Origin of the sequence: Cupriavidus oxalaticus, assembly GCF_016894385.1 — a bacterium.
GTDB classification, from domain to species: Bacteria; Pseudomonadota; Gammaproteobacteria; order Burkholderiales; family Burkholderiaceae; genus Cupriavidus; species Cupriavidus oxalaticus.
Genome location: NZ_CP069811.1, coordinates 2,611,508 through 2,634,116 on the forward strand (window position 1 = coordinate 2,611,508; position 22,609 = coordinate 2,634,116).

20 protein-coding genes and 1 pseudogene are annotated in these 22,609 nt (G+C 67.2%); 17 read left to right on the top strand and 4 right to left on the bottom strand.

What is annotated here, in order from left to right; translation table 11 throughout:
• The first annotated feature begins 4 nt into the window (after positions 1-4).
• Together JTE92_RS11425 and JTE92_RS30835 are read left to right on the top strand one after the other, a co-directional pair.
• Positions 5-709 (top strand): aquaporin, encoded by a 705-nt coding sequence (locus JTE92_RS11425; RefSeq protein ID WP_063237480.1) that lies wholly within the window; start codon positions 5-7, stop codon positions 707-709.
• Between the two features lie 20 nt (positions 710-729).
• A pseudogene (locus JTE92_RS30835) lies at positions 730-891 on the top strand (MFS transporter); the annotation flags it as partial.
• Positions 892-985: 94 nt separating this feature from the next.
• On the opposite strand, the gene JTE92_RS11430 reads toward JTE92_RS30835, so the two are convergent.
• Positions 986-1,576: an OsmC family protein gene (locus JTE92_RS11430; protein WP_198065776.1), complete on the bottom strand. Its 591-nt coding sequence runs from the start codon at positions 1,574-1,576 to the stop codon at positions 986-988.
• A gap of 154 nt (positions 1,577-1,730) precedes the next feature.
• Here JTE92_RS11430 and JTE92_RS11435 point away from each other — a divergent pair, with 154 nt between their 5' ends.
• The 5 genes from JTE92_RS11435 (at position 1,731) to ku (ending at position 9,977) form a co-directional block, all read left to right on the top strand.
• On the top strand, positions 1,731-2,789 hold the full coding sequence (locus JTE92_RS11435) for a GlxA family transcriptional regulator (protein ID WP_063237482.1): 1,059 nt from the start codon (positions 1,731-1,733) through the stop codon (positions 2,787-2,789).
• Positions 2,790-3,007: 218 nt separating this feature from the next.
• On the top strand, positions 3,008-5,779 hold the full coding sequence (gene ligD, locus JTE92_RS11440) for a DNA ligase D (protein WP_063237483.1): 2,772 nt from the start codon (positions 3,008-3,010) through the stop codon (positions 5,777-5,779).
• A 104-nt stretch (positions 5,780-5,883) separates the two neighbouring features.
• A complete protein-coding gene (locus tag JTE92_RS11445) occupies positions 5,884-6,303 on the top strand; it encodes a hypothetical protein (RefSeq protein WP_063237484.1) in 420 nt (139 codons plus the stop codon).
• 281 nt (positions 6,304-6,584) lie between these two features.
• Complete coding sequence (locus JTE92_RS11450; protein WP_063237485.1) at positions 6,585-8,681, top strand: hybrid sensor histidine kinase/response regulator; 2,097 nt, start codon at positions 6,585-6,587, stop codon at positions 8,679-8,681.
• Between the two features lie 210 nt (positions 8,682-8,891).
• Positions 8,892-9,977, top strand: coding sequence for a non-homologous end joining protein Ku (gene ku, locus JTE92_RS11455; protein WP_063237486.1), 1,086 nt, complete (start codon positions 8,892-8,894; stop codon positions 9,975-9,977).
• 118 nt (positions 9,978-10,095) lie between these two features.
• Here the strand turns inward: ku and JTE92_RS11460 are convergent, their stop codons facing one another.
• A complete protein-coding gene (locus JTE92_RS11460; protein ID WP_063237487.1) occupies positions 10,096-10,539 on the bottom strand; it encodes a BON domain-containing protein in 444 nt (147 codons plus the stop codon).
• A gap of 318 nt (positions 10,540-10,857) precedes the next feature.
• Here JTE92_RS11460 and JTE92_RS11465 point away from each other — a divergent pair, with 318 nt between their 5' ends.
• On the top strand, positions 10,858-11,151 hold the full coding sequence (locus tag JTE92_RS11465) for a hypothetical protein (RefSeq protein ID WP_157096911.1): 294 nt from the start codon (positions 10,858-10,860) through the stop codon (positions 11,149-11,151).
• 242 nt (positions 11,152-11,393) lie between these two features.
• Complete coding sequence (locus JTE92_RS11470; protein WP_063237488.1) at positions 11,394-12,362, top strand: oxygenase MpaB family protein; 969 nt, start codon at positions 11,394-11,396, stop codon at positions 12,360-12,362.
• A 62-nt stretch (positions 12,363-12,424) separates the two neighbouring features.
• Here JTE92_RS11470 and JTE92_RS11475 read toward each other — a convergent pair whose 3' ends face one another.
• The gene (locus tag JTE92_RS11475) at positions 12,425-14,422 is read right to left on the bottom strand and encodes a methyl-accepting chemotaxis protein (protein ID WP_063237489.1); all 1,998 of its coding nucleotides are present in this window, start codon (positions 14,420-14,422) and stop codon (positions 12,425-12,427) included.
• 887 nt (positions 14,423-15,309) lie between these two features.
• Here JTE92_RS11475 and JTE92_RS11480 point away from each other — a divergent pair.
• From JTE92_RS11480 to JTE92_RS11515, 8 genes are all read left to right on the top strand, one after another.
• Positions 15,310-15,627 carry an RNA chaperone Hfq gene (locus tag JTE92_RS11480; RefSeq protein WP_063237490.1) on the top strand — a complete coding sequence of 106 codons (318 nt, stop codon included), beginning with the start codon at positions 15,310-15,312 and terminating at the stop codon, positions 15,625-15,627.
• 222 nt (positions 15,628-15,849) lie between these two features.
• Positions 15,850-17,406, top strand: coding sequence for a flagellin N-terminal helical domain-containing protein (locus JTE92_RS11485; protein WP_063237491.1), 1,557 nt, complete (start codon positions 15,850-15,852; stop codon positions 17,404-17,406).
• A gap of 138 nt (positions 17,407-17,544) precedes the next feature.
• Positions 17,545-17,916: a flagellar protein FlaG gene (locus JTE92_RS11490; protein ID WP_063237492.1), complete on the top strand. Its 372-nt coding sequence runs from the start codon at positions 17,545-17,547 to the stop codon at positions 17,914-17,916.
• A gap of 65 nt (positions 17,917-17,981) precedes the next feature.
• Complete coding sequence (gene fliD / locus JTE92_RS11495) at positions 17,982-19,388, top strand: flagellar filament capping protein FliD (RefSeq protein WP_063237493.1); 1,407 nt, start codon at positions 17,982-17,984, stop codon at positions 19,386-19,388.
• An 18-nt stretch (positions 19,389-19,406) separates the two neighbouring features.
• Positions 19,407-19,802 (top strand): flagellar export chaperone FliS, encoded by a 396-nt coding sequence (gene fliS / locus JTE92_RS11500; protein ID WP_063237494.1) that lies wholly within the window; start codon positions 19,407-19,409, stop codon positions 19,800-19,802.
• Between the two features lie 13 nt (positions 19,803-19,815).
• Complete coding sequence (locus JTE92_RS11505) at positions 19,816-20,148, top strand: flagellar protein FliT (RefSeq protein ID WP_063237495.1); 333 nt, start codon at positions 19,816-19,818, stop codon at positions 20,146-20,148.
• Positions 20,149-20,256: 108 nt separating this feature from the next.
• Positions 20,257-21,564, top strand: coding sequence for a flagellar hook-length control protein FliK (gene fliK / locus JTE92_RS11510; RefSeq protein WP_063237496.1), 1,308 nt, complete (start codon positions 20,257-20,259; stop codon positions 21,562-21,564).
• The gene (locus tag JTE92_RS11515) at positions 21,561-21,851 is read left to right on the top strand and encodes an EscU/YscU/HrcU family type III secretion system export apparatus switch protein (protein ID WP_063237497.1); all 291 of its coding nucleotides are present in this window, start codon (positions 21,561-21,563) and stop codon (positions 21,849-21,851) included. The genes fliK and JTE92_RS11515 overlap by 4 nt, the downstream gene beginning before the upstream one ends.
• Positions 21,852-22,138: 287 nt before the next feature.
• Here the strand turns inward: JTE92_RS11515 and fliE are convergent, their stop codons facing one another.
• A complete protein-coding gene (fliE, locus tag JTE92_RS11520; RefSeq protein WP_063237498.1) occupies positions 22,139-22,462 on the bottom strand; it encodes a flagellar hook-basal body complex protein FliE in 324 nt (107 codons plus the stop codon).
• Between the last annotated feature and the right edge of the window lie 147 nt (positions 22,463-22,609).

The following is a 22,609-nucleotide window of genomic DNA, read 5'->3' on the forward strand; positions in this document are numbered from 1 at the left end:
GGCCATGATCGATTTACGCAACAGATTGGCCGCCGAAACGCTTGGGACAGCCCTGCTGCTTGCCATCGTCATCGGCTCGGGGGTCATGGCCGAGCGGCTTGCAGGCGGCAATGTCGCTGTGGCGCTCCTGGCCAATACGGCGGCAACCGTCGGTGGCCTGTACATCCTGATCGAGGTCTTCGGACCGGTCAGCGGCGCTCATTTCAACCCGGTAGTCAGTTCGGTCATGGTGGCGCAAGGCGAGCTGCCTGGCGCCGCCCTGGTTCCGTATATCGCTGCACAACTTGTCGGCGCGGTTCTGGGAGCGTGGCTGGCTCATGCCATGTTCGACATGACGATCCTGCAGTTCTCGGCCAAGGTGCGTAGCAGTCCGGGGCAATGGATTGCAGAGACGGTGGCGACCGCCGGCCTCCTTCTGGTGATCCTGCGCGCGCCGAACGGCCGGGCCTCGGCCATGGTGGCGGCGTATATCGGTGCTGCCTACTGGTTCACCGCTTCCACGTCGTTCGCCAATCCCGCGGCGGCATTTGGGCGCATGTTCAGCGACAGCTTCGCCGGTATTGCGCCGGGCAGCGTACCGGGATTCGTGCTGGCTCAATGCGCAGGTGCCGCGATCGGACTCATGTTGCACCGGATGCTCGAGCCCCGCCATGTGCGCCGTGGGCACCCCAATGTCATCGAGTCGTCTGGCGAGCACCAAGTCGATTGATTCTGAAAACACCATGTCTGACAGCATTTGCAGCGTTCAGCGTCGCGCTCGTTGTTTCGGCGTTGATTGGGCCGCCTGCGGAAAGGATGATCGACCGCACCGGCGGCAGGTCGGTGCTGGTGGTGACGAGGCTGATATTTGCACTCGGTCTTGCGGGGCCTGGATTTGCGCAGGGCGCGGTGGCCTCCGGACAGGTAGCACGAAAGCCCGCCATCGCAGCGCATGGAACGATGGCGGACCCCTTGCAGCGTGACTTGGCCTCGCCGCACCCGCTCGCTACGCCTTTACGTTACGCACGATCGTCACCGGCACCGGACGGCAGACCGTATTGCAGACCGGCGAGTGTCCCTGCACGAAGTGCAGCAGCGTATCCAGTTCGTCATCGCTGCAATCCGCCTTGATTTCCATGTCGATGCGGATCGACCCATAGCCGGCGGGTACGCCTTCATCCAGCGCCAGCAAGCCCTGCAGATCAATGGCACCGCGCAATTGCGTGGAGATGGACTCGATGCGGATACCGCGGGCTGCGGCATGCAGCACCGTTGTGGTCGTCACGCAACCAGCCAGGGCATGCAGCAGGAACTCGACCGGGTTCGCACCCTCGTTGTTGCCAAGGAGCACCGGAGGCTCACCGTTGACAAACTCGAACGGGGCCGAACGCGAGGTGTCCTCGGCACCAGCGCCGTAGAAGTCACGGATCGTCGAGCGATTCTCGCCACCATCTATCCATTCATTACGCGCGCGAAACTCGAACCGAGCCAGCAGCGGATCGCGCTTGAGCGCCTCCACGGTCTGCGCCATCTTCCCCAGATCCATGCCGTTCAGGCTGTTCACTTGCTCTTCCTGCATTGCAACTTGCATATCCATGATTAACCTCTTCCTTCCAAAATCCCTGCGTGAAGGCTGGCGACACTGCTTGCGCACGAACCACGTTGCCAGCTGAATGCAGGGTAGGATTTGACGACCATCGGGATAAGCTGGATTCTTGCCACTATCGGTTCATTCGTGCCAGGAGGATGGCATGCGCGAAACAGAACGAAGCCCAGGCACCGACGCTGCACGCAACCGGGCACGGCGCGGGCCGCTAGATGTGCTGCTCGTCGCGTTGCCGGAGACCGCTGGCTCGGCGCTGTACGGCATGCTTGATGTGTTCACTGCCGCAGGCCGCGTCTGGCAATCGCTGGCGCGCGCCGGCACCGAAACGGCATTGTTCCGCGTGCGCATCGTGGCACCTTGGGTACGCCCCTTTCGCTGCGGCAATGGCATTCCCGTGATTCCGGACCTGTCGGTCGGCAGCAATCCGCATGGCGATATCGTGGTCATCCCTGAACTCTGGCTCGGACCCGACGAGCATCTCGGCGGACGGCACGTGCGCTTGCTGGCATGGCTACGCGCACGGCACGACACCGGCGCCTTCATCTATTCAGCCTGCTCGGGCTCACTTCTGCTAGCGGAAAGCGGCCTCCTGGACGGGCGGGATGCAACGTCGCACTGGGGCTACCAGGACCTGTTCCGCCATCGCTACCCGCGGATCCGCTTCCACCCCGAGCCCACCCTTTGCTTCTCCGAGCCGACCGGACGCATCGTCACATCCGGCGGTGCCAGCAGCTGGCATGACCTTGCCCTGCATATCATCGGACGGCACGCGAGCCCCGGTGAGGCACTGCGCACGGCCAAGGTCTATCTGCTCAAGTGGCACGACGAGGGGCAACTGCCCTACACGCCGCTGATCCGCATCCAGCCGCATGAAGATGCCGTGGTGCGGCGCTGCGAGGCCTGGCTGGCCAGGCACTACGCCGAACCCGCAGCGGTCGCGCAAACCGTAAGGCACGCGCAGATCCCAGAGCGCACACTGAAACGCCGCTTCAAGCTGGCAACCGGCATGAGCCTGATCGACTACGTGCAGAACCTGCGCATCGAGGAAGCCAAGCGGCAACTGGAATCCACCAATCGCGCGGCTGACGACATCAGTGCGGAAGTAGGCTACGAGGATCCTTCGTTCTTTCGCCGGCTGTTCAAGCGACGCACCGGGCTTGCGCCACGTCAATACCGGCAGATGTTCTCGGCCGCGCACCGATGAAGGCGCGACAGGAGTACCCGCATGAGGCCTCGTTCCGCAGGTCTCGTGAGGGCAGCCGCACTGCTCGCGCCCGTCGCGGCTGGCGCGGCATCAGACGGCTCGCCGTCAAACCTCACCGTGACATTCTGCCGCTTCGTCCCGCTGTAGGACTGGCGCCGATTTCGGCAGCGCCATGTGCTGCCTAAGCTGGATGCATCTTCCCCCAACCGGCAACAGCCATGGCCAAGACGACGCGACAGGACTCCGGCGGCAGCCGCACCGCGGCAAAGCGCACGACCGCGCGCAGCGGCAGCCCTGCCCGCAAGGGCTCGCCGCCGCCGGCGCGCAAGCGCAGCACGGCCAGCGCCGCGCTGGACAAATACCGGCGCATGCGCGACTTCGGCGCCACGCCCGAGCCCAGCGGTGCCGCCGCCCGCACGCGCGGCGCACCGCGCAAGCGCGCCGGCGAGCTGTCGTTCGTGATCCAGAAACACGCGGCGCGGCGGCTGCACTACGACTTCCGGCTCGAGCTCGGCGGCACGCTGAAAAGCTGGGCGGTGCCCAAGGGCCCGAGCCTCGATCCGAGCGACAAGCGCATGGCGGTCCATGTCGAAGACCATCCGATGGACTACGCCGGCTTCGAGGGGGTCATCCCCGCCGGGCACTACGGCGCGGGCACGGTGATCGTCTGGGACCGCGGCACCTGGGTGCCGGTCGGCGACGCCGAGGCCGGCTACCGCGCCGGCAAACTCAAGTTCGAGCTGCGCGGCCAGAAGCTGCATGGCCACTGGACACTGGTGCGGATGCACGGCAGCCGGCAAAAGGAAAAGGAGCAGGACGCCTGGCTGCTGATCAAGGAGCGCGACGCCGCCGCGGTGCCGGCCGCAGAGTTCGACGTGGTCGAGGCGCTGCCCGACAGCGTGCTGGGCGGCACGGCGCGCAAGGCAAAAGGTGCCGGCCGCTCCGCCAGGCCGGCGGCAAAGCGTGCCGGCAAGGCCAATCCCGACAGGGAAGCCGACGGGGATGCCGGCGGCGCCCCGTCCGCCAAGGCGCTGAAGCCACCCCCCGGCGCGCCGCGCGCGGCGTTGCCGCTGGCGCTGGCGCCGCAGCTGGCGACGCTGGTGGACAAGCCTCCCGCCGATGCCGCGGCCTGGCGCTATGAGATCAAGTTCGACGGCTACCGGGTGCTGGCGCGCATCGACGGCAAGGACGTGCGGCTGTTCACGCGCCAGGGCCATGACTGGACCGCGAAGCTGCGCGCGCTGGCGCGCGACGTCGGGGCGCTGGGCCTGCCCGACGGCTGGCTCGACGGCGAGATCGTGGTACTCGGCAAGCATGGCGAGACCGACTTCCAGGCCTTGCAGAACGCCTTCGATACCGCGCGCGTCGAGGCTATCCAGTACTTCGTGTTCGACCTGCCCTTCTATGCCGGCCATGACCTGCGCAAGGTGCCGCTGGCCGGGCGCCGCGCGCTGCTGCGGCATATCTTTGCCGGCAACACATCGCCGCGGCTGCAGTTCAGCGAGGACTTCGAAGCCAGCCCCGGCGAGATGCTCGACGCCGCCTGCCGCATGAAGCTCGAAGGCGTGATCGGCAAGCGCGCCGACTCCAGCTATGTCAGCGCGCGCAGCAACACCTGGATCAAGCTCAAATGCACCTTGCGCCAGGAGTTCGTGGTGGCGGGCTTTACCGATCCCAGGGGCAGCCGCACCGGCATCGGCTCGCTGCTGCTGGGCGTGCACGACAGCGGCGGCCGGCTGCGCTATGCCGGCAATGTCGGCACCGGCTTCGACACGCGCACGCTCGGCGAACTGCGCGCGCAGCTCGACGCGCTGCGCGCCGACACGTCGCCGTTCGCGACCGTGCCGGCCGGCGTGAAGGGGGTAAAGGGGCACTGGGTGCGGCCCAAGCTGGTGGCGGAGGTCTCGTTCGGCAGCTGGACCCGCGAAGGCCGCGTGCGCCATGCCGTGTTCCACGGGCTGCGCACCGACAAGCCGGCCGGTGCGGTGTCGGTCGAGATGCCGGCGGCACCGGCCGGCAAGGGAAAAAAGGCCGCAGCGAAGACTGCGAAAAAGGCGGCAGCGAAGCCCCCCGCAAAGCGCGCAGCCGGGACCACCGCGCTGGGCGGCAAGGTCAGGATCAGCCATGCCGAACGCGTGATCGACACCGCCTCCGGCCTGACCAAGGGCGACCTGGTGCGCTACTACGAGCAGGCCGCGCCGCTGATGCTGCCGCACCTGCGCGGGCGCCCGATCGCGATGGTGCGCGCGCCTGCCGGCGTGGGCGGCGAACAGTTCTTCCAGCGCCATGGCGACACGCTGCGCGTCGACGGCATCAATATCCTGGACCCGTCGCTGTGGCCGGGACATCCCGCGCTGCTGGAGATCGTGTCGGCCGAAGCGCTGGTCTCGGCGGCCCAGCTCAACGTGGTCGAGTTCCACACCTGGAACGCCAGCAAGCGCAGCATCGACCGGCCCAACCGCATCATCTTCGACCTGGACCCCGGCGAAGGCGTGCCCTGGAACCGGATGCAGGAGGCTGCCGCGCTGATGAAGGCACTGCTCGACGAGCTTGGCCTGGCCAGCTTCCTCAAGACCAGCGGCGGCAAGGGCCTGCACGTGGTGGTGCCGGTCACGCCGCGCGCCGGCTGGGACGAGGTCAAGGACTTCGCGCAGGACGTGGTGCGCCATGTCGCGGCCACCATCCCGCAGCGCTTCGTCGCCAAGAGCGGTGCGCGCAACCGCGTAGGGAAGATTTTCATCGATTACCTGCGCAATGGTGTCGGGGCGACCACCGTCGCGGCGTTCTCGGCACGCGCGCGGCCCGGGCTGGGCGTGTCGATCCCGGTCTCATGGGAAGAACTCGAGACGCTGGAGAGCTCGGCGCAATGGACCGTCGCCAACGCCGGCCCGCGGCTGGAGGCCTTGCAGGCCGACGATCCGTGGGCCGGCTATGCCGGCGTGCGGCAGTCCATCACCCGTGCCGCGGCGCGGCTCGGGCGCACCGGCTGAGCCACGTGGCAGCCCATTCGCGACCAAGCCGCGGCATATTTCTTGCCCCGCTTTCCATGGACAGCCGGCAGGAGCGCCGGGCCGCAACCTACGGAGAGACCGCAATGACCCATCTCAGCATTCCCGGTACGATCCGCGCCGCCGGTAATGGCACCCGCGCCGGCACCCGCACCGGTGCGCCGCGCAACCGGCGCGCGCTGCGCAGCCTGCTGGTTTCCTGCGCGATGCTGTCGTTCGCCGCCGCCCCGGTGCAGGCGCGCCTGCCCGCACCCACGCCCGAGCAGCAGCAGGCCGCCGAAGCCAAGAAGGCCAAGGAGGCGGAAACCGCCAGGCAGCAGGCCGACGCCCTGACGCGCGTGCAAGACCAGCTGGCCGCGCGCTTCGGCAAGGGCGCCACCGCCACGGGCGCTACCGACCCGGGCAAGGTCCCGCAGAAAGCCGCCGAAGCCCCTCGCTCGACCGGCCCGCAAGGCGGCACCTCGCCGAGCGCCGAGGCCCACAGCGGGGAGGCCGCGCGCCGCTGAAGGCGGGCCGCGCCCTGATGCCGGCGCCCCGGCACGCCTCTTGCCACGGCGAAGCGGAACGGCCTCATCGAGGGCCCGTGGACAAGCCGCAACAAGGGGGAAGGCAATGGATCACTTCTGCATGCATGTAAGAACTACAACCAAGGCGTCGTCCGGGCTGGCAAGATTTGCACACGCGGGCACGGCGCGGGCCCACTTTTACCTGTTTGCGAACCCGTCACGCGCCTGCGCGCCCGTGATCGGCTGCGGACGTGCGCGAAAGCGCGCGTCAGCGTGACGCCATGCGCCCGCAAGCCAAGCCCGCCCCGCTGATCCTCAACGTCGAGGACCGCGAAGGCCCGCGCTACGTCAAGAGCCGCATCCTGCATCGCGGCGAGTTCTCCGTGATCGAGGCGGCCACCGGCCAGTCGGCGCTGGCGCTAGTGCGCCAGCATGCGCCGGCGCTGGTGCTGCTGTCCTCGCGCCTGCCCGATATCAGTGGGCTGGAGGTGTGCCGGCTGATCAAGGCCGACCCGCAGATCGCGCGCACCGTGGTGCTGCTGACCTCGCCCGGCGTGGCCCAGGCGCGCCAGCGGGTCGAGGCGCTGAATTGCGGCGCCGACGGCTACCTGGTCGAGCCTGCCGAGCCCGAGGAGGTCCTGTCGAGCATCCAGGCGCTGCTGCGGCTGCGCGGCGCGGAAGAGGCCTACCACCGCACCACGCAGGCACTGCACGACAACGAGGACCTGTTCCGCCAGCTGGCGGAGTCGCTGGCCGACGTGGTCTGGATCCTCGATCCCGCCGCCCGGCGGCTGCTGTTCGTCAGCCCTTCATTCGAGGCGCTGTGGGGCCATTCGGCGGAAAACGTGATGGAAGACCCGCGTGGGTGCCTGGACCGGCTGGTCCCGGCCGACCGCCCGCGCGTCGAGGCCGCCCTCGCCAGCATGCTGAGCGACGGCCGCATGGATATCGAATTCCAGATGACGCGGCCGGACGGCCAGCTGCGCGAGATCCGCGCGCGCGCCTTCCCCGTGAACGGCGCGAGTCAGGCAGCCGCGCGCGCCGGTGCCGGCAATACCCCGCCTGCCCCGCCTGCCCCGCCTGCCACGCCTGCCCGGCCGCTGCGCATTGCCGGCATCTGCCAGGACGTGACGCTGCAGAACCGTGCGGGACGCACGCTGCGCGATGAGGAGCAGCGCAAGGACCAGTTCCTGGCCATGCTCGCGCATGAGTTGCGCAACCCGCTCGCACCGCTGCGCAGCGCCGCCGACATGCTGCAGCAGCTGTCACCCTCGCGCGAGGACATGTTCCGCGCGCGCGACATCCTCGCCCGCCAGCTGCACCACCTGACCCGGCTGGTCGACGAGCTGCTCGATATCTCGCGCTTCAACCAGGGCCGCATCACGCTGCGCCAGGACCTGGTGGAATTGCGCGCCGCGCTCAATACCGCGGTCGAAGCCGTGCGGCCGGAGATCGACGCCTACCGCCACACGCTGCGCCTGTCGCTGCCCGAGCAACCGCTGCCGGTGCGCGGCGACCTGGTGCGGCTCACGCAGATCTTCAGCAACCTGCTGCACAACGCCGCCGCCTACACGCCCACGGGCGGCCAGATCGTGGTCGACGCCACGCTCGACCACGATCCGGCCGGCCAGTCTGCCGGCAATTCCGCCGGCGGCTACGTCACGGTGCGTGTGCGCGACAACGGCACCGGACTGTCCGAGGCGCTGCAGCGGCTGCTGTTCGACCCGCTGGCCCCGCACGATCCCGCCGGTGAGCCTGCCGGCCAAGACCGTCGCGCCGGCAACGGCAACCTCGACAGCCGCACGGCGCCGCGCAACACCTTCCCGCACGACGGGCCCGGCATCGGCCTGACGCTGGTGCAGAAGCTGGTCATGCTGCATGGCGGCACGATCCGCGCCGACAGTCCCGGCCCTGGCCAGGGCAGCACTTTCACCGTCACGCTGCCGGTCGAGCCGTGGCACAAGTGGCACCCCGGCACCGGCAAGTCCGCGGTGCACAGCGGCGTGCCGCGGCGGATCATGGTGGTGGACGACAACGCCGACGCGCTCGAAGCCATGACCATGACGCTGCAGACCCTGGGCCACACCGTGGTGACCGCGCTGGACGGGCCCACTGCCGTCGCCCGCGCAACCACCGCGCGTCCGGAGGTAGTGCTGCTGGATCTCGGCATGCCCGCCATGGACGGCTTCGAGACCGCGCGCCGGCTGCGCGCGCTGCCCGAGATGCGCGGCGCCACGCTGGTCGCCCTGACCGGCTTCGGCCAGCCCGAGGACCGCCGGCGCGCCATGGAAGCGGGCTTCGACCAGCACCTGGTCAAGCCCGCCGACCTGGACGCGCTGACCCGCCTGCTCGACACGCTCGGCGAGAACCATGGTTAGCCGCCCAGCCATGCCGGTCCGCCATCAACCCTGACAAGGAGCCTACGTGCATACCACGCCCGACCCCGACATCCCCCCGCGAGAGCCGGAAGTCCCGCCGCCCGAGCCGCCGCCGGGCCCGCCCGAACCCGTCTCCGACCCGCCACCGGGCGACCAGCCGCCACCGCCGCCGCAACGCGCGCGCGATCAATGCGATAAAGGAGCCGTCAAGTGTCCCGCATCATCTGGAAAGGCGCCATTACCTTTGGCCTCGTCAATATCCCGGTCGTCCTGCGGCCGGCGTCGCGCAGCCAGACTCTCGACCTCGACCTGCTAGACGTGCGCGACATGGCCCCGGTGGGCTACCAGCGCATCAACAAGAGCACCGGCAAGCCGATCGACAAGGAGCACATCGTCAAGGGCTACCAGTACGCCAAGGACGAGTACGTGCTGCTGAACGACGAGGATTTCCGCCAGGCCAACGTCGAAGCCACGCAGACGGTCGACATCGTCAGCTTTGTCGACGCGGAAAGCATTCCGCCTTATTACTTCGACACGCCCTACTACCTCGAGCCGGACAAGCGCGGCGACCGCGGCTATGCGCTGCTGCATGCGACGATGCGGCGCACCGGCCGCGCCGCGCTGGCGCTGGTGGTGCTGCGCAATCGCCAGCACCTGGCGGCAATGCTGGTCCACGGCGACGCGCTCGTGCTCAACACCATGCGCTTTGCCGACGAAGTGCTGCCGATCTCCGAGCTGCGCGTGCCGAAGGCCTCGAGCGCCAAGGGCAGCGGCGCCCATGCGCGCGAGATCGAGATGGCAACCCGGCTGGTCGAGGACATGACCGAGGACTGGAATCCGGAGCAGTACCGGGACACCTATCGCGACGACATGATGGCGCGCATCGAGGCGAAGATCGAGTCCGGCAAGACACACCAGCTGACCCAGCCCACCGAGGACGAGGAAGCACCGCAGCGCGGCGCCAAGGTCATCGACATGGTGGCGCTGCTGCGCAAGAGCCTGGGCGAGCGCGGCAAGGACGATGAAGGCAAGGGCCGGCGCCGCGCGAAGCCGGCGGAGGAAGCCGAAGCGGCGGAGGAGACCGAAGCCGACGACGGCCGCGCCAGCGAGAGCCGCGGCCGCCGCAAGACACCTGCACGCCATGCCGCGGCGAAGAAAACGCCGCCAAAGCAGCCGCCAAAGCGCACTACGGCCAAGCGCACCACCGCCGCCAAGCATGCGCCGGCCAAGGCCCCCGCGAAGTCCCCTGCCACGGCGCGCAAGAGCGCGGGCACGACACGCCGCAAAGCGGCCTAGTTGAAATCGGAGTTGAAATCCGGAAAACCGGCGCTGGCGCCGGTGCCCTGCGTTCCGCACAAGCGTGGACGCGGAGCATCGGCGTGCCGGACATTGCGCTTCAGGCGGGTTCAGGCGATCAGCGCGAAGAAACCTTGAGGTTGTCGTTTACCGACGTCACGCCTTCAACACTGCGGATCGCGTCCAGCGCAAGGTCCCGCTGTTGCTGGCTTGGCACCGTGCCACCCACGTCGACCGTGCCGTTCTTCGTCTTCACGTGGATCCTGGTCGACTTGAGATCCTTGGTGGTCAGCAGCTTGGTCTTGATCTTGGTGGTGATGGCGCCATCCTCGACGGCCTGCTTGGCCTTGTCGGCGCTCATGTCGGCACTGGCGCCGCGATCCGGGTCGGGCCGGCCAGGCATGCCTGGCGCGGAGTTGACCGGCGCCGCCGGCGTGTTGTCGGCCGCGACGAATATCAGGCCGCTCTTGTCGAGCGCCTGCGCGCCGCCGGCAGCCGCCGCCAGCGCCGCGGCCACGCAGGCCAGCTTCACGCTGCGCGCGGAAAATCGGGAAAATCGCATGGCTATCTCCTCTCATATACGGGTTTCCGGCCCCGGGGGTTCCGGCGCCACCAACCGCGATGCGCGCCTGGCACACGGAAAACCCTTGGCACCTGTCAGTCCGCAAACTCCATACCCGGGAGTTCGCCCAACGCCACGCAAGACCCGCGGCGACACGGGTGTGTAAATCGGGCCACCTGTTGTAAAAGCCGGCAACCCTGCCAGGTGCAGCATGCGAGGCGATCCTCCACGGCAAGCCCCGCCGCAGGAAGGCGCGGGCTTGGCATGGCGATTGCAAAATCGGGAATGCGGCAGTCCGCCGCGTCAAGGAGACTAGCAATGGGACAGCAGCAACAGCCGGGTCAATCGCAGTCGGGCCAAAAGCAACAGGAACAAAAGCAACAAGAACAGCAATCTGGCCAACGCGGCAGCCAGCAATCAGGCGGCATGGGACAACAACAAGGCGGCGGTCAAATGGGTAATCAGGACCGCGGTCAAGGCCAACAGCAACAGCAGGATCGCGGCGGCTCGCAACCGGGCCAGCAAAGCGGTCAACGCAGTGGCCAGCAGGGCGGCCAACAGGGCGGCCAGGGTGGTCAGGGCGGCCAGCAAGGCGGACAACGCCAGCAGTAACTTCAGCAGCCAGGCTCGCCTGCTGACATAGAGGCAGCTATCCGGGTATGTGCGGCAGCAACATGCGGTGCGGCCGCAGGGGCATACGCCGGAACTTGACCGGCCGGATCTTCCGAAGGGAAGGTCCGGCCCTTTTTCGCTGCGTTCGCTGCGCTTGCCGGTGCTGCCGCGGGCCGTGCGTGCGCGCTTGCGCGGCTTACCGTGTATGCTGGCCGTGACGTCTTCCTGATTGCCACACGGTCTTGTCCAGCCACACCGATCCCGCCGATCCCGCGGCCTCCCGCCCCGCCCAGCGCGAACGCAGCGCGCCTGGACCGATGGCCCGGGTGCGCGCGCACGCCGGCGCGCACGTGCGCGCGCTGACCCGCAGCAATTCCGGCCTCACCCTCGACTATGACAACCCGCCCGGCGACCCCGGCCTGTTCGGCCCCGACGCGGTCTGCTGGCGCGTGCATGCGGACTTCCCGGCCATGCTGGCCGGCGGCGTCAGCGCGCTGCTGCTGCAGACGCTGCATCCGCTGGCGCTGGCCGGCGTATGGGACCACTCCAGCTTTCGCACCGACATGCAGGGCCGGCTCGGCCGCACTGCGCAGTTCATTGCCGGCACCACCTACGGCAGCCGCGACGATGCCATGGCACTGATCGGGCGCGTGCGGCGCATCCATGCCGGCGTCACCGGCGTGGCGCCGGACGGGCGGCGTTATGCGGCGACGGATCCGGCGCTGCTGACGTGGGTGCATGTGGCCGAGGTGTCGAGCTTCATGGCGGGCTACCTGCGCTATGTCGGGCCGCTGGGCGAAGCCGACCAGGACCGCTATTACGACGAGGTCGCGCGCATCGCGCTGCTGCTCGGCGCGGCCGACGTGCCGCGCTCGCGCGCCGCGGTGGCGGCCTACCTGGAGGCGATGCGGCCCCAGCTGCAGGCCAGCGAGCGCACCCGTGAAGTGGTGCGGCTGGTGCGCAGGATGCCCGTGGCCAACCCGCTGCTGCAACCGGCGGTGCGGATCATGGCCGATGCCGGCATTGCCTTGCTGCCACCGTGGGCGCGGCAGCAGCTGGACCTCGACGAGCCTTTGCTGCGGCGCTCGGCCACGCGGGCCGGCATGGGCGTGCTGGCGCCGGCGCTGCGCTGGGCGCTGGGCGCGGGGCTGGCGGCCCGGGCACGGCGGCGCGTGGCCCGCGGCAAGGATGTGGCCGGGGCTGCGGGCTGACTAGTTCTGTTCCGCAATACGCAGATAGCTTGCCGAAATGTCCGGATCTGGGCCGGATCGGCTCAGAACGTCTCCCAGTCGCCGCCATCGGTCATGGCCGGCTGCGCTGCGCGGCGGCGCGGCGCGGCCGGCAGCACCGGCTCCTGGCGGCGGTGCGTGACGGCCGGGCGCTGGTGCGTCGGCAGGGCCGGCGTGCGGGTCGGCGGGCGGGTCGGCAGCACGGACTTCTGCGGCTTGCGCTCGATCGGCGCGCGCGCCGCGGCCGGCACCGCGGGCTGACGCGGGGCCGCGGCAGGGGCGCGGGGCGGGCGCGGCGGCGTGGATGTGACGGTGGGCACAACAACTGGCGCGGAAGACCGGTTGGCTGGCTCGTTGACGGGCGCCGTGGCGCGCGCCGGCCCCGCCTTGCGCTTCGCCCCGGCCGAAGTGCGCGGGACTACCGGCGTGGCACGAGGTGCCGGCCGAGCGACGGGCATCACCGTTTCGGTCGCCGGCGCCCCTTGCCCCTCCACTTCGAACCGCCCCACTTCAGACACCAGCCCGTCGGCCTGGTGCAGCAGGCTCTGCGCCGCGGCGGCGGCCTGCTCGACCAGCGCCGCGTTCTGCTGCGTCACCCCTTCCATCTGCGTCACCGCCAGGCTGACCTGCTCGATGCCGGTGGTCTGCTCGGCGCTGGCCGCCGTGATCTCGCCGATGATATGCGTCACGCGCCCGACGGCCCCGACGATATCGTCCATGGTGCGCCCGGCCTGCTCGGCCTGGCGCGCCCCTTCCTGCACCTGCTGCACCGAGCCGCCGATCAGCCCGGCAATCTCCTTGGCGGCGGCCGAGGAACGCTGCGCCAGGCTGCGCACCTCCGCCGCGACCACGGCAAAGCCGCGCCCCTGCTCGCCCGCGCGCGCGGCCTCCACCGCGGCGTTGAGCGCCAGGATATTGGTCTGGAAGGCGATGCCCTCGATCACGCCGGTGATCTCGGCCACCTGCGACGACGACCGCGAGATGGTCTCCATGGTCTGCACCATCTCGCGCACGGCGCGGCCACCCTCGGAAGCGACCTCCGACGCATTCAGCGCCAGCTGGCTGGCCTGGCGCGCATTGTCGGCGTTCTGGCGCACGGTCGAGGTCAACTGCTCCATCGACGCCGCGGTCTGCTGCAGCGACGCCGCCTGCTGGCCGGTGCGCACCGACAGGTCGGCATTGCCGCGCGAGATCTCGCGCGTCGCGCCCTCGATCGAGCCCGAGGCGCGCTGGATCCCCTGCACCAGGCCCGACAGGTGGCGGAAGGCGCGTTCCAGCGCGGCCAGCATGCGCCCGGTCTCATCGCGGCTGCGCACCGCCACGCGGTAGCGCAGGTTGCCGGTCGCCAGTGCCTCGGCGGCCTGCAGCGCCTGCCGCACCGGGCGCGTCACCGAACGCGTGATCGCCCACCCCAGCAACGCTGCCAGCGCCACTGCCGCGGCGGCCATGCCCAGCAGCATGTTGCGGGTCCAGGCATAGCGCGCGTCCGATTCCCTGACCGCCGCGACCGCGCCGGCCCGCCCCATCGCCACGAGGCCATCGAGCTGCTCGAAATACGGCCCCTGCGCCGCCGGCAGCGTCACCACCAGCCCCGCCCGCGCGCCGGCGAATTCACCGGCGCCGACCTGGCGCAGCACCATGTCGAGCTGGCCGTCATACGCGTGCCGCGCCACCTCCAGCTCGGCAAAGCGCTTCTGCAGGTCCGGCCGGCCGGAAGCCTCCATCACCTTGCCCATCGCCGCCAGCGTTTCCTGCATCGACTCGCGCAGCGCCTGGATGCGCCCGGCATTCTGCGCCGCCATGGCGGGGTCTTCGGTCAGGGTGGCATCGCGCACCATGATGCCGACCGCCAGCGCGTCCTCCTTGACCCGGTTCAGGTCCAGCACCTTCAGCAGGCGGCCTTCCACGGTCATGCGCATCGCCTGGTTCATGCCGCCCAGCGCAAAGACGCCCGACAAGGCAATGCCCACCAGCAGCACCACCACCACCGAAAAGGCCAGGGAAAGCCGGACCCCGATGCCAATGTTGCGAAACCATGCCATCACTACGCTCCCTCCTGAACCCAATGTTGTTATGTCCGTACGAGCGCGGTCCTGCCGGGGCCAAACGACGGCAATACGTACGGCAGCGCAGCCGCGCTATCGGCGGTCAGCGAACAGTTCTTGAGGGGAAATGAGAATTAGAGGCAAAAACACCCGCAGTTCGGTGAATTGCCTGTCCGGAAGGTGGCTTTTAATCACGCTGGGCATCCCGAACGGTCGGTTTATTCACGACCACAGCGCCACAGAGCGCGACCCAAACGACGTAGGCACCAAAAAAGAAGCCCACGCGCGGGGTGCTCGTAGGCTTTCCAGGACTGCACGAGCTCAACACAAGCTCGTGTCAAGAATATAAACGCGCTTACATGAGGTGTAAATCCCGTTTCTATCAGGGAAATCCCTTATGCTCTATGCGGTAATTTGCGCACTTTTAATGATTTTGGCCTTGAGATCACTTTCAGGGCGAATTTGATTTTTCCTCAGTTTTTCCCGCGGGCCCCGTCCACGCAGGGCGGCGAGCGCTGCCTGCGAAGATCATGTGCAGTTGCACAAAAGCCGCTACAATATCACAGCTCCGAGCGCAACAAATTTTATAGAGCGTATGCTCTAGGCCCAGCGAGGCACTCCGCCCGTCAACCCTTGTAAAACTTTGTTACTCTCGGCCCTGAAGTATTCCCCTTCTCTTCTGGCAGCGCCCCTCGCCGGCATGTGCGCGACGCCCTGGGGCCCGCATACGAGGCCCGCAGGCACCGCAACGCCGACGTCCCGACCCGAGGCCGGTTCCGAGAGCGGATCTTTCCCCAGCCGCCCTGGCCGCGCCGCCCACCAAGCCGCCGGCCAACGGACCGTCATCAGCCGCCAGAACCCTTGCGGGCTCTTCCGGAGTCGTTGTGAAGAAGAAGGAAACCCGGCCCAAACGCTCCAGCCGAAAAGAACTGCAGTACCAGCAGCTTGTCGCCCAATCGGCCAACCGCGCGCCGGTGGTTGTCCATTTGTCCAATGGAACGCGCCTGCAGGGGGTGGTTCTGGCAACGGACAACTATATGCTGCTGCTCGGTCGGCAACTGGACGATCCGCAGCCGACGCTTGTCTACAAGCAGGCGATTTGTTTGGTGACGCCGCTGGACACGCCGGCGGTCGGGATCGACCCGGCGATTGCGGCGGAATTCGTGCCGATCTATATACCGCGGACGCGCAAGCGGCGCTGATTCCAGCCATCCCTACCCTTCCCGCCCGCCGCAGCTACGCCGCAGGCGCGGCTCCTTGCGTCTTGCCAGTCTCCCCCGAAACTATCGCGGAGATCACTCTAAACCTTTGTCTGGGCCGGTCGATAACCCAAGCAACGGAGGCACTCTACGCCCTGCAAAGCAGGCCGCCAACGTTACGGCGCTAGCCGGAATGCCAAAAACTTTGCATATAGGAGTCGTACCATGGCGCAAGTCATTAACACCAATTCGTTGTCTCTGATGACTCAGAACAACATGAACGCGTCGCAATCGCAGCTGAATACTGCGATTCAGCGTCTGTCGTCGGGTCTGCGCATCAACAGCGCCAAGGACGACGCGGCGGGTCAGGCCATCGCCAACCGCTTCACGGCCAACATCAAGGGCCTGACCCAGGCTCAGCGCAACGCCAACGACGGCATTTCGCTGGCTCAGACGACCGAAGGTTCGCTGAACGAAATCAACAACAACCTGCAACGCGTCCGTGAACTGTCCGTGCAGGCTGCCAATGGCACCAACTCGCCGAGCGACCTGGAATCGATCCAGGCTGAAATCAAGCAGCGCCTGGACGAAATCGACCGTGTGTCGGCCCAGACGCAATTCAACGGCGTGAAGGTGCTGGCCGGCGACAGCAAGATGACCATCCAAGTTGGCGCTAAGGACGGTGAAACCATTAGCATCAACCTGAAGGAAATCACCTCCAAGACCCTCGGCCTCGGCAACCTGGATATCTCGCGCAAGAGCCTGGATCTGTCGACCGTTGCAACGGCTGCCACGACCACGGTGACTCCTGCCTCGTCCGGCGCGACCGAGTCGGTGACGCTGTCGGCAGTGGACACGCAGGTGGCTGGCGCCTACAAAGTGTACGTGGATGATGCCGATGCCGACAAGCTCTATGTTTCGGCTGACGGCACCACGTACTTCGACGTGACCAGCTACGACTCCGCAACCGGCCAAGTCAAATTCGATAGCAGCACCCCACTGGGCGCTGCTCCGACGGCCACTCAAGCTGCTGCCGGCCAGGAACTCTCGGTTGGTGGCGGCAAGACGGTCAACGTCGACAACGTGAAGGCCGTGGATACCAACGCTGCGACGGCTCCGGACATCTACATCGACCAGGACGGCAACTTCTATGTCTCGCAGGACAACGGCGCGACTGTCCTGTCGGCCACGTTCGACGACACCACCGGCGAAGTATCGTATGACGGCGCGGACTGGGGTAGCGCCGCTGCACCGGGCGCTGGCGTAGCTCTGTCAGCCGCTCCAGTGACGACCTATGAAATTCCGCCGGTCGCAGTGCCCGCAGTGACCGCTGACCTGTCCGGCCTGGACGCCGATAAGGTCGGCAGCTCGCCCTCGCTGCACAAGGTCACCAACGAGGATGGGTCGGACGGCGGCTATGTAGTCAAGGGGTCCCAGAACGGCTCGGATGTTTACTACAAGGCTAACGTTGCGACCGACGGCACGGTCACGCTGGGCGAGCAGTACAACCCGGACCCGCTGGCCGCGATCGACGACGCCCTGGCAAGCGTGGACGAGCTGCGTAGCCAACTGGGTGCCGTGCAGAACCGCTTCGAGTCAAGCATCACCAACCTCGCCAACACGACCACCAACCTGTCGGCCGCACGCTCGCGTATCCAGGACGCAGACTACGCAACGGAAGTGTCGAACATGACCCGCGCGCAGATCCTGCAACAAGCTGGCACGTCGGTCCTGGCCCAGGCCAACCAGACCACGCAAAACGTGCTGTCGCTGCTGCGTTAATCGCATCTGCGCAGGCAAAAGGCTGGGCCGCGAGGCCCGGTCTTTTTTCCACCGCGCATCGGGAGCATTTTGCAGGCGGGCCGCCGCCTGCAAAGCGTTTCCAACGACCGAAATTGCTAACCCGGGCGAAAGCAAACCATGGCGACTCCCTTTCCTGTGCTTTCGAGCGCCGCGCTCCAGCCTTCAGAAGCGCCGGCTGCCGTCGCTTCCGCACACGTTGCAACCCATGCGCGGCGCTACGCCGCTGGTACGGCACCGGAGGCCACCACAAATAGCGCTGACCTGAACGCCGGCGCTGATTCAGTTGCGCTGTCCGAACTCGCGGACGCACTGAAGGCCACGTCCATCGGCTTGCGGTTCGAAATCGACGAAGACACTCACCGCGTCATCACCAAGGTGATTGACAAAGAAACCGGTGAGCTGATCCGGCAAATGCCCATCGAAGAAGTGCTACGCATCGCGCGGGCGATAGACAAGGTGCAGGGATTGTTTGTCAGGCAGTCAGCCTGAAGTGATACGAACCACCGGGTAGCGCAACAGGCACGAACAACAGTTGAAGAAGAGGCAAGACAAGCATGGCATCGATCTCCTCCCTTGGCATCGGCTCCAATCTGAACCTGAACACCCTGCTCGAGCAATTGCAGACGGCGGAGCAGGCACCGTTGACTGCGATTACAGCACGGGCCAAGAGCTATCAGACTAAGTTGTCGGCCTACAGCCAGGTACAGAGTGTGCTGACAGCCTATCAAGCTTCCGCCAAGAAGCTGGCCGATGCTTCGTCCTTCGGCGTGGTGAAGGCTTCGCTGAACACCACAGACATCATGACGGTCAGCACTGCCAGCAACGCGGTGCCGGGCAACTATGACATCACTGTGAGCAACTTGGCGACCGCGCAATCGCTGGTAAGTGGCAACGTAGCCGACCAGAAAACTGCGATCGGCGGCGGAGAGATCGTCTTCCAGTTTGGCGAGGCGCTGGCAAGCGGCGGCACGGCTACCAGCACAAAGAAGGTAGCCGTACCTGCCGGCGCCACACTGGAAGGAGTGCGCGACGCCATCAATAAGGCCGGCATCGGCGTGACCGCCAGCATCATCAACGACGGCAGCAGCAATCCGTACCGTCTGGTGCTAACGTCGGACAAGACCGGTACCCAGGCCACCATGAAGGTGTCCTCCGCCGATACGGCCCTGAATGACCTGGTTGGCTTCGACCCGGACCCTCTGGCCACCGACAACAAGATGGAACAGAAGGTTCCTCCGGCAAACGCCACGCTGAAAATCAACGGCATTGACGTCGTCAGCCAGAGCAATACCGTGGTAGACGCCGCTCAGGGCGTGACGATGACCCTGACCAAGGCCGGCACGACCTCACTCACCATTACCCGCGACAATGCTGCGATCAAGTCGACGATCCAGGCCTTTGTCACCGCGTACAACAATATCCAGTCCACGGCAAAATCGCTGACCGCTTTCGACACCGACTCTGGGACCTCCGCTGCCTTGACTGGCGATGGCACGTTGCGCAATATCCAGGCGCGACTGCGCGGCATGCTTGGGGGCGCCACGTCTGACGGGAATGGCGGGTCGCTCACCCTCATCGATATCGGTGTCACGTTCAACAAGGACGGCACCATGGCAGTGGATGACGGCAAGCTGACCAAGGCCATCAGTAACAACCTGGCCGGCGTGACCGCGATGTTCTCGGGTACCGGCGACACGACCAGCCTGGGCAAGCAAGTCACGGATTTCGTTGACAGCCTTTCGACCACCAACGGTGCACTTAAGGTAGCGCAGGATGGCATCACCAACACGCTCAAGGACCTGGAAGACGACTACACGCGTGTTGAAGACCGCGTCAATTCGACCATTGAACGTTACAAGACCCAGTTCACGCAACTGGACATGCTGGTCGCCCAAATGAACCGCACCAGCAGCTATCTGACCCAGCAGTTCGACGCCCTCAAGGCTCAGACCAGCAAGTAATCATTAAGGAAACGTGCCATGTTCGCCCGCCAAGCCATCAACGCCTACGCCCAGGTTGGCGTCCAGACCGGCGCCATGAGCGCCAGCCCGCACAAGCTCATCACGATGCTGTATGACGGCGCCCGCGCCGCCATCGCGCGCGCGAAATTCCACCTGGAAGGCGGCAGCATTGCCGAACGCGGCACCGCCATCTCCAAAGCCATCGACATCATCGACAACGGCCTGCGCGCCGTACTCGACCACGACGCCGGCGGCGAGATCTCCGCCAACCTCGAATCCCTCTACGAATACATGGTCCGCCGCCTGATGCTGGCCAACCTGCGCGGCGACGCGGCCTTGCTGGCCGAGGTGGATGCCCTGCTGGAAAGCCTGGCCTCGGCCTGGGCGCAGATCGACGAGCCGCAACCCGCCTGACAGGACAACTGAAATGGCCCCCTATTCCCCCATCGTCACCTGCTACGAAGCCATCCTGGCCCTGTCGTCCCGCATGCACGACGCCGCCCAGGCGGCCGACTGGGACACAGTCACCGGGCTGCAGCGCAGCTACCTGGAACAGGTCGAGCACCTGCGCCAGCTCGACCATGAGACTCCGTTCTCCGATGCCGAGCGCATGCGCCGCTACCAGTTGCTGGACCGCATCCTCACCTACGATGCCCGCATCCGCGAGCTGGCCATGCCGGAGCTGAAGAAGCTCGGCGACATGCTGACCAGTTCGCGCCGCCAGGTGGAGCTCAAGTCGGCGTACGGCGCAATGGCCTGAGCAGCAACCAGACAGATGCCGCGCGCCAGCACCGGCGCGCTTTCCCCGCCGGACCACACACGCGCACGGCCCTGCGCCGCGCCGCCTTTTCCCGCTGCTTCCTGAACCATGACCGGCATCCTCCTGCCGCCAGGCCTGGCACCCGGTCAGGCCCCGGACCCGCAATCGCTGCGCACGGCAATCGCCGTCGACAAGCTCGCGGCACTGCAGCCCGTGCCCGCAGCCACGGAATCGAATGTCCGGAATTCCACCGGCCAGGCGATCCGCCACAGCCAGCACGCCGGCGGCGCCAGTGGCATGCCGGCGCAGGCCGCGCTGCTGCCGGGCACGTCCACGCGTGAATCGCTGAGCAGCGCCGCGCGCGCGATCCTGGCGGTCATGGAGGGCGCCGAGCCGCAGCCGGTCAAGCCGGGCACGCCCTTGTTGCCCGCACCGCCGGCCGCCGGCTCGATGCAGGCCGCCGCGGCGGCGCTGGCGAATGCGGTGGGGCAAAGCGGGCTGTTCTATGAGTCGCACCTGGCGCAGTGGGTGAGCGGTGCTCGCCCTCTGTCGGCCATCCTGCAGGAGCCGCAGGCCGGCGTGCCGCGTCCGGCATCGCAGGCGGCACCCGGGCAGCCATCCGCCGCGCAGCCGCAGGCTTCTGCCTCAGCCAGGTTGACCTACAACGGGTCGGCCAGCGGTGACGTGCCTCGCATCAGCGCACCGCCCCTGCTGCCAGCCTCGCAGGTCCTGGCCGAAGCGCTGGCCTCGCCCCGCAATCCGCGCGTGGCGCACAGCCACGTGCCTTCCGAGCAGGGTGTTCGCCAGGGGACCGGCTCCACCGCCGTGTATAGCCATGATGCCGATACGCCGGCTCAGCGCCCATCCACCGGCATGCTGGCGACGCAGGCCTACCAGGCCACCGCGGATGCCGCGCGCCCGGCGGCTGCCGAGCCGATGGCAGCGCATGCGGCGCACACCGGCGATACCGACAGCATCGCCAGCGAAGCGGCCCGGCAAGCGGCGCCAGCCGGACCGGCGATTCATCCTGCGACCGAGGGCGTGGTGCGGCAGCAGCTCGAACTGCTCGCCACGCAGCAGTTCCGCTTCGCCGGCGAAGCCTGGCCTGGCGCAGCCATGGAGTGGGACATCCGGCGTACGGACCCCGATGCGAATGGCCTGGGGCCTGACGACACGATCCGGCCATGGTCGAGCCGGATCCGGCTGCAGTTGCCCAGCCTTGGCACCGTCGACGCGCTGCTGACGCTGGGCCCGAGCGGACTGGAAGCGCGTGTCGCCACCGGCGAGACCGATATCGCCGCGCGCCTGATCGCGGCGCGGCCGCTGTTGCGCAGCCGGCTGGAAGCACAAGGGATCCCGCTGCAGCGGCTCAATATCCAGACCCAGGACGACCTGATTGCCGGAGCCGCGTCATGAGCGACGGCGCAGCAGACCGCGGCGCGGCCATCGCGCTCAGCTACCAGCACAACAACCCGGCACCGCGCGTGGTGGCCAAGGGCTATGGCGTGGTGGCCGAGGCCATCATTGCCCGCGCGAAGGAAGCGGGCGTCTATATCCACGACTCGCCCACGCTGGTCAACCTGCTGATGCAGGTGGACCTGGACAGCCAGATCCCGCCGCAGCTGTATGTGGCGGTGGCGGAATTGCTGGCGTGGATCTATCAGCTGGAAGCTGGCGTGGACGCGGCCGGGCAAGAAGACTGACAGCGGCCAAACTGCAAGGGTTATCTACTCAAGCCTGCGACATGCGGAACCGCCTGCCATGGCCATTGCCTCATGCAGTCGCTCCCCTCTCCCGCGCAGTGGGAGAGGGGTGGGGGGAGAGGGCCGAAGCGTCCACGAAGTGAGGCGCCACCGTGCTTGACAAGCGCCGGCCCTCTCCCCCGGCCCCTCTCCCGCAGGCGGGAGAGGGGAGCAAACCAGCGGCATCGACGCTTTGTTCAGCAGTTTGAAGCCCTTGGTACTTGGGCTTTTTTATCGGATGACGCCGATCAGATCGGCATGCTCATCATCTCCTGATACGCCTGCACCAGCCGGTTCCGCACCTGCACCCCGGTCTGGAACGAGATATTCGCCTTCTGCAGGTCGATCATCACGTCATTGAGCGCCACCCCCGGCTTGCCCAGCTCGAAGGCCTCGGCCTGGCCATAGGCGCGCTCCTGTGCCGCATTGATCTTGCCCAGCGAGCGTTGCAGCTCGCTGGCGAAGCCGCCGCCGGCAACCGGTGCCGACTGGGTGGCGCTGTTGCCCGAGGCAACCTGTGACAGGCCGCGCAGTTGCTGCAGCATGCCCTCGATGGAAGAGATAGTGGTCATGGCGTGGTCAACGATTTTCAGCGGTTTGCAGAGTACCCGCCGCCACGCACCCGCCATGGCCCGAAATCGGGCGGAAAACCGGGTCTGTTTGCGGGATTGTCCTACTCAAGTCTGGCCGATCATTGCCACCGTGCCGGACAAGCGCGG

What these genes read in the sequence shown, in the direction of transcription:
- fliD (WP_063237493.1), top strand. Translation starts at nt 17,982, where the DNA reads ATGGCATCGATCTCCTCCCTTGGCATCGGCTCCAATCTGAACCTGAAC.
- JTE92_RS11430 (WP_198065776.1), bottom strand. Translation starts at nt 1,576, where the DNA reads ATGGATATGCAAGTTGCAATGCAGGAAGAGCAAGTGAACAGCCTGAAC.
- JTE92_RS11450 (WP_063237485.1), top strand. Translation starts at nt 6,585, where the DNA reads ATGCGCCCGCAAGCCAAGCCCGCCCCGCTGATCCTCAACGTCGAGGAC.
- JTE92_RS11445 (WP_063237484.1), top strand. Translation starts at nt 5,884, where the DNA reads ATGACCCATCTCAGCATTCCCGGTACGATCCGCGCCGCCGGTAATGGC.
- JTE92_RS11460 (WP_063237487.1), bottom strand. Translation starts at nt 10,539, where the DNA reads ATGCGATTTTCCCGATTTTCCGCGCGCAGCGTGAAGCTGGCCTGCGTG.
- fliE (WP_063237498.1), bottom strand. Translation starts at nt 22,462, where the DNA reads ATGACCACTATCTCTTCCATCGAGGGCATGCTGCAGCAACTGCGCGGC.
- JTE92_RS11490 (WP_063237492.1), top strand. Translation starts at nt 17,545, where the DNA reads ATGGCGACTCCCTTTCCTGTGCTTTCGAGCGCCGCGCTCCAGCCTTCA.
- JTE92_RS11475 (WP_063237489.1), bottom strand. Translation starts at nt 14,422, where the DNA reads ATGGCATGGTTTCGCAACATTGGCATCGGGGTCCGGCTTTCCCTGGCC.
- JTE92_RS11425 (WP_063237480.1), top strand. Translation starts at nt 5, where the DNA reads ATGATCGATTTACGCAACAGATTGGCCGCCGAAACGCTTGGGACAGCC.
- ligD (WP_063237483.1), top strand. Translation starts at nt 3,008, where the DNA reads ATGGCCAAGACGACGCGACAGGACTCCGGCGGCAGCCGCACCGCGGCA.
- JTE92_RS11515 (WP_063237497.1), top strand. Translation starts at nt 21,561, where the DNA reads ATGAGCGACGGCGCAGCAGACCGCGGCGCGGCCATCGCGCTCAGCTAC.
- fliS (WP_063237494.1), top strand. Translation starts at nt 19,407, where the DNA reads ATGTTCGCCCGCCAAGCCATCAACGCCTACGCCCAGGTTGGCGTCCAG.
- JTE92_RS11485 (WP_063237491.1), top strand. Translation starts at nt 15,850, where the DNA reads ATGGCGCAAGTCATTAACACCAATTCGTTGTCTCTGATGACTCAGAAC.
- JTE92_RS11505 (WP_063237495.1), top strand. Translation starts at nt 19,816, where the DNA reads ATGGCCCCCTATTCCCCCATCGTCACCTGCTACGAAGCCATCCTGGCC.
- JTE92_RS11435 (WP_063237482.1), top strand. Translation starts at nt 1,731, where the DNA reads ATGCGCGAAACAGAACGAAGCCCAGGCACCGACGCTGCACGCAACCGG.
- fliK (WP_063237496.1), top strand. Translation starts at nt 20,257, where the DNA reads ATGACCGGCATCCTCCTGCCGCCAGGCCTGGCACCCGGTCAGGCCCCG.
- JTE92_RS11465 (WP_157096911.1), top strand. Translation starts at nt 10,858, where the DNA reads ATGGGACAGCAGCAACAGCCGGGTCAATCGCAGTCGGGCCAAAAGCAA.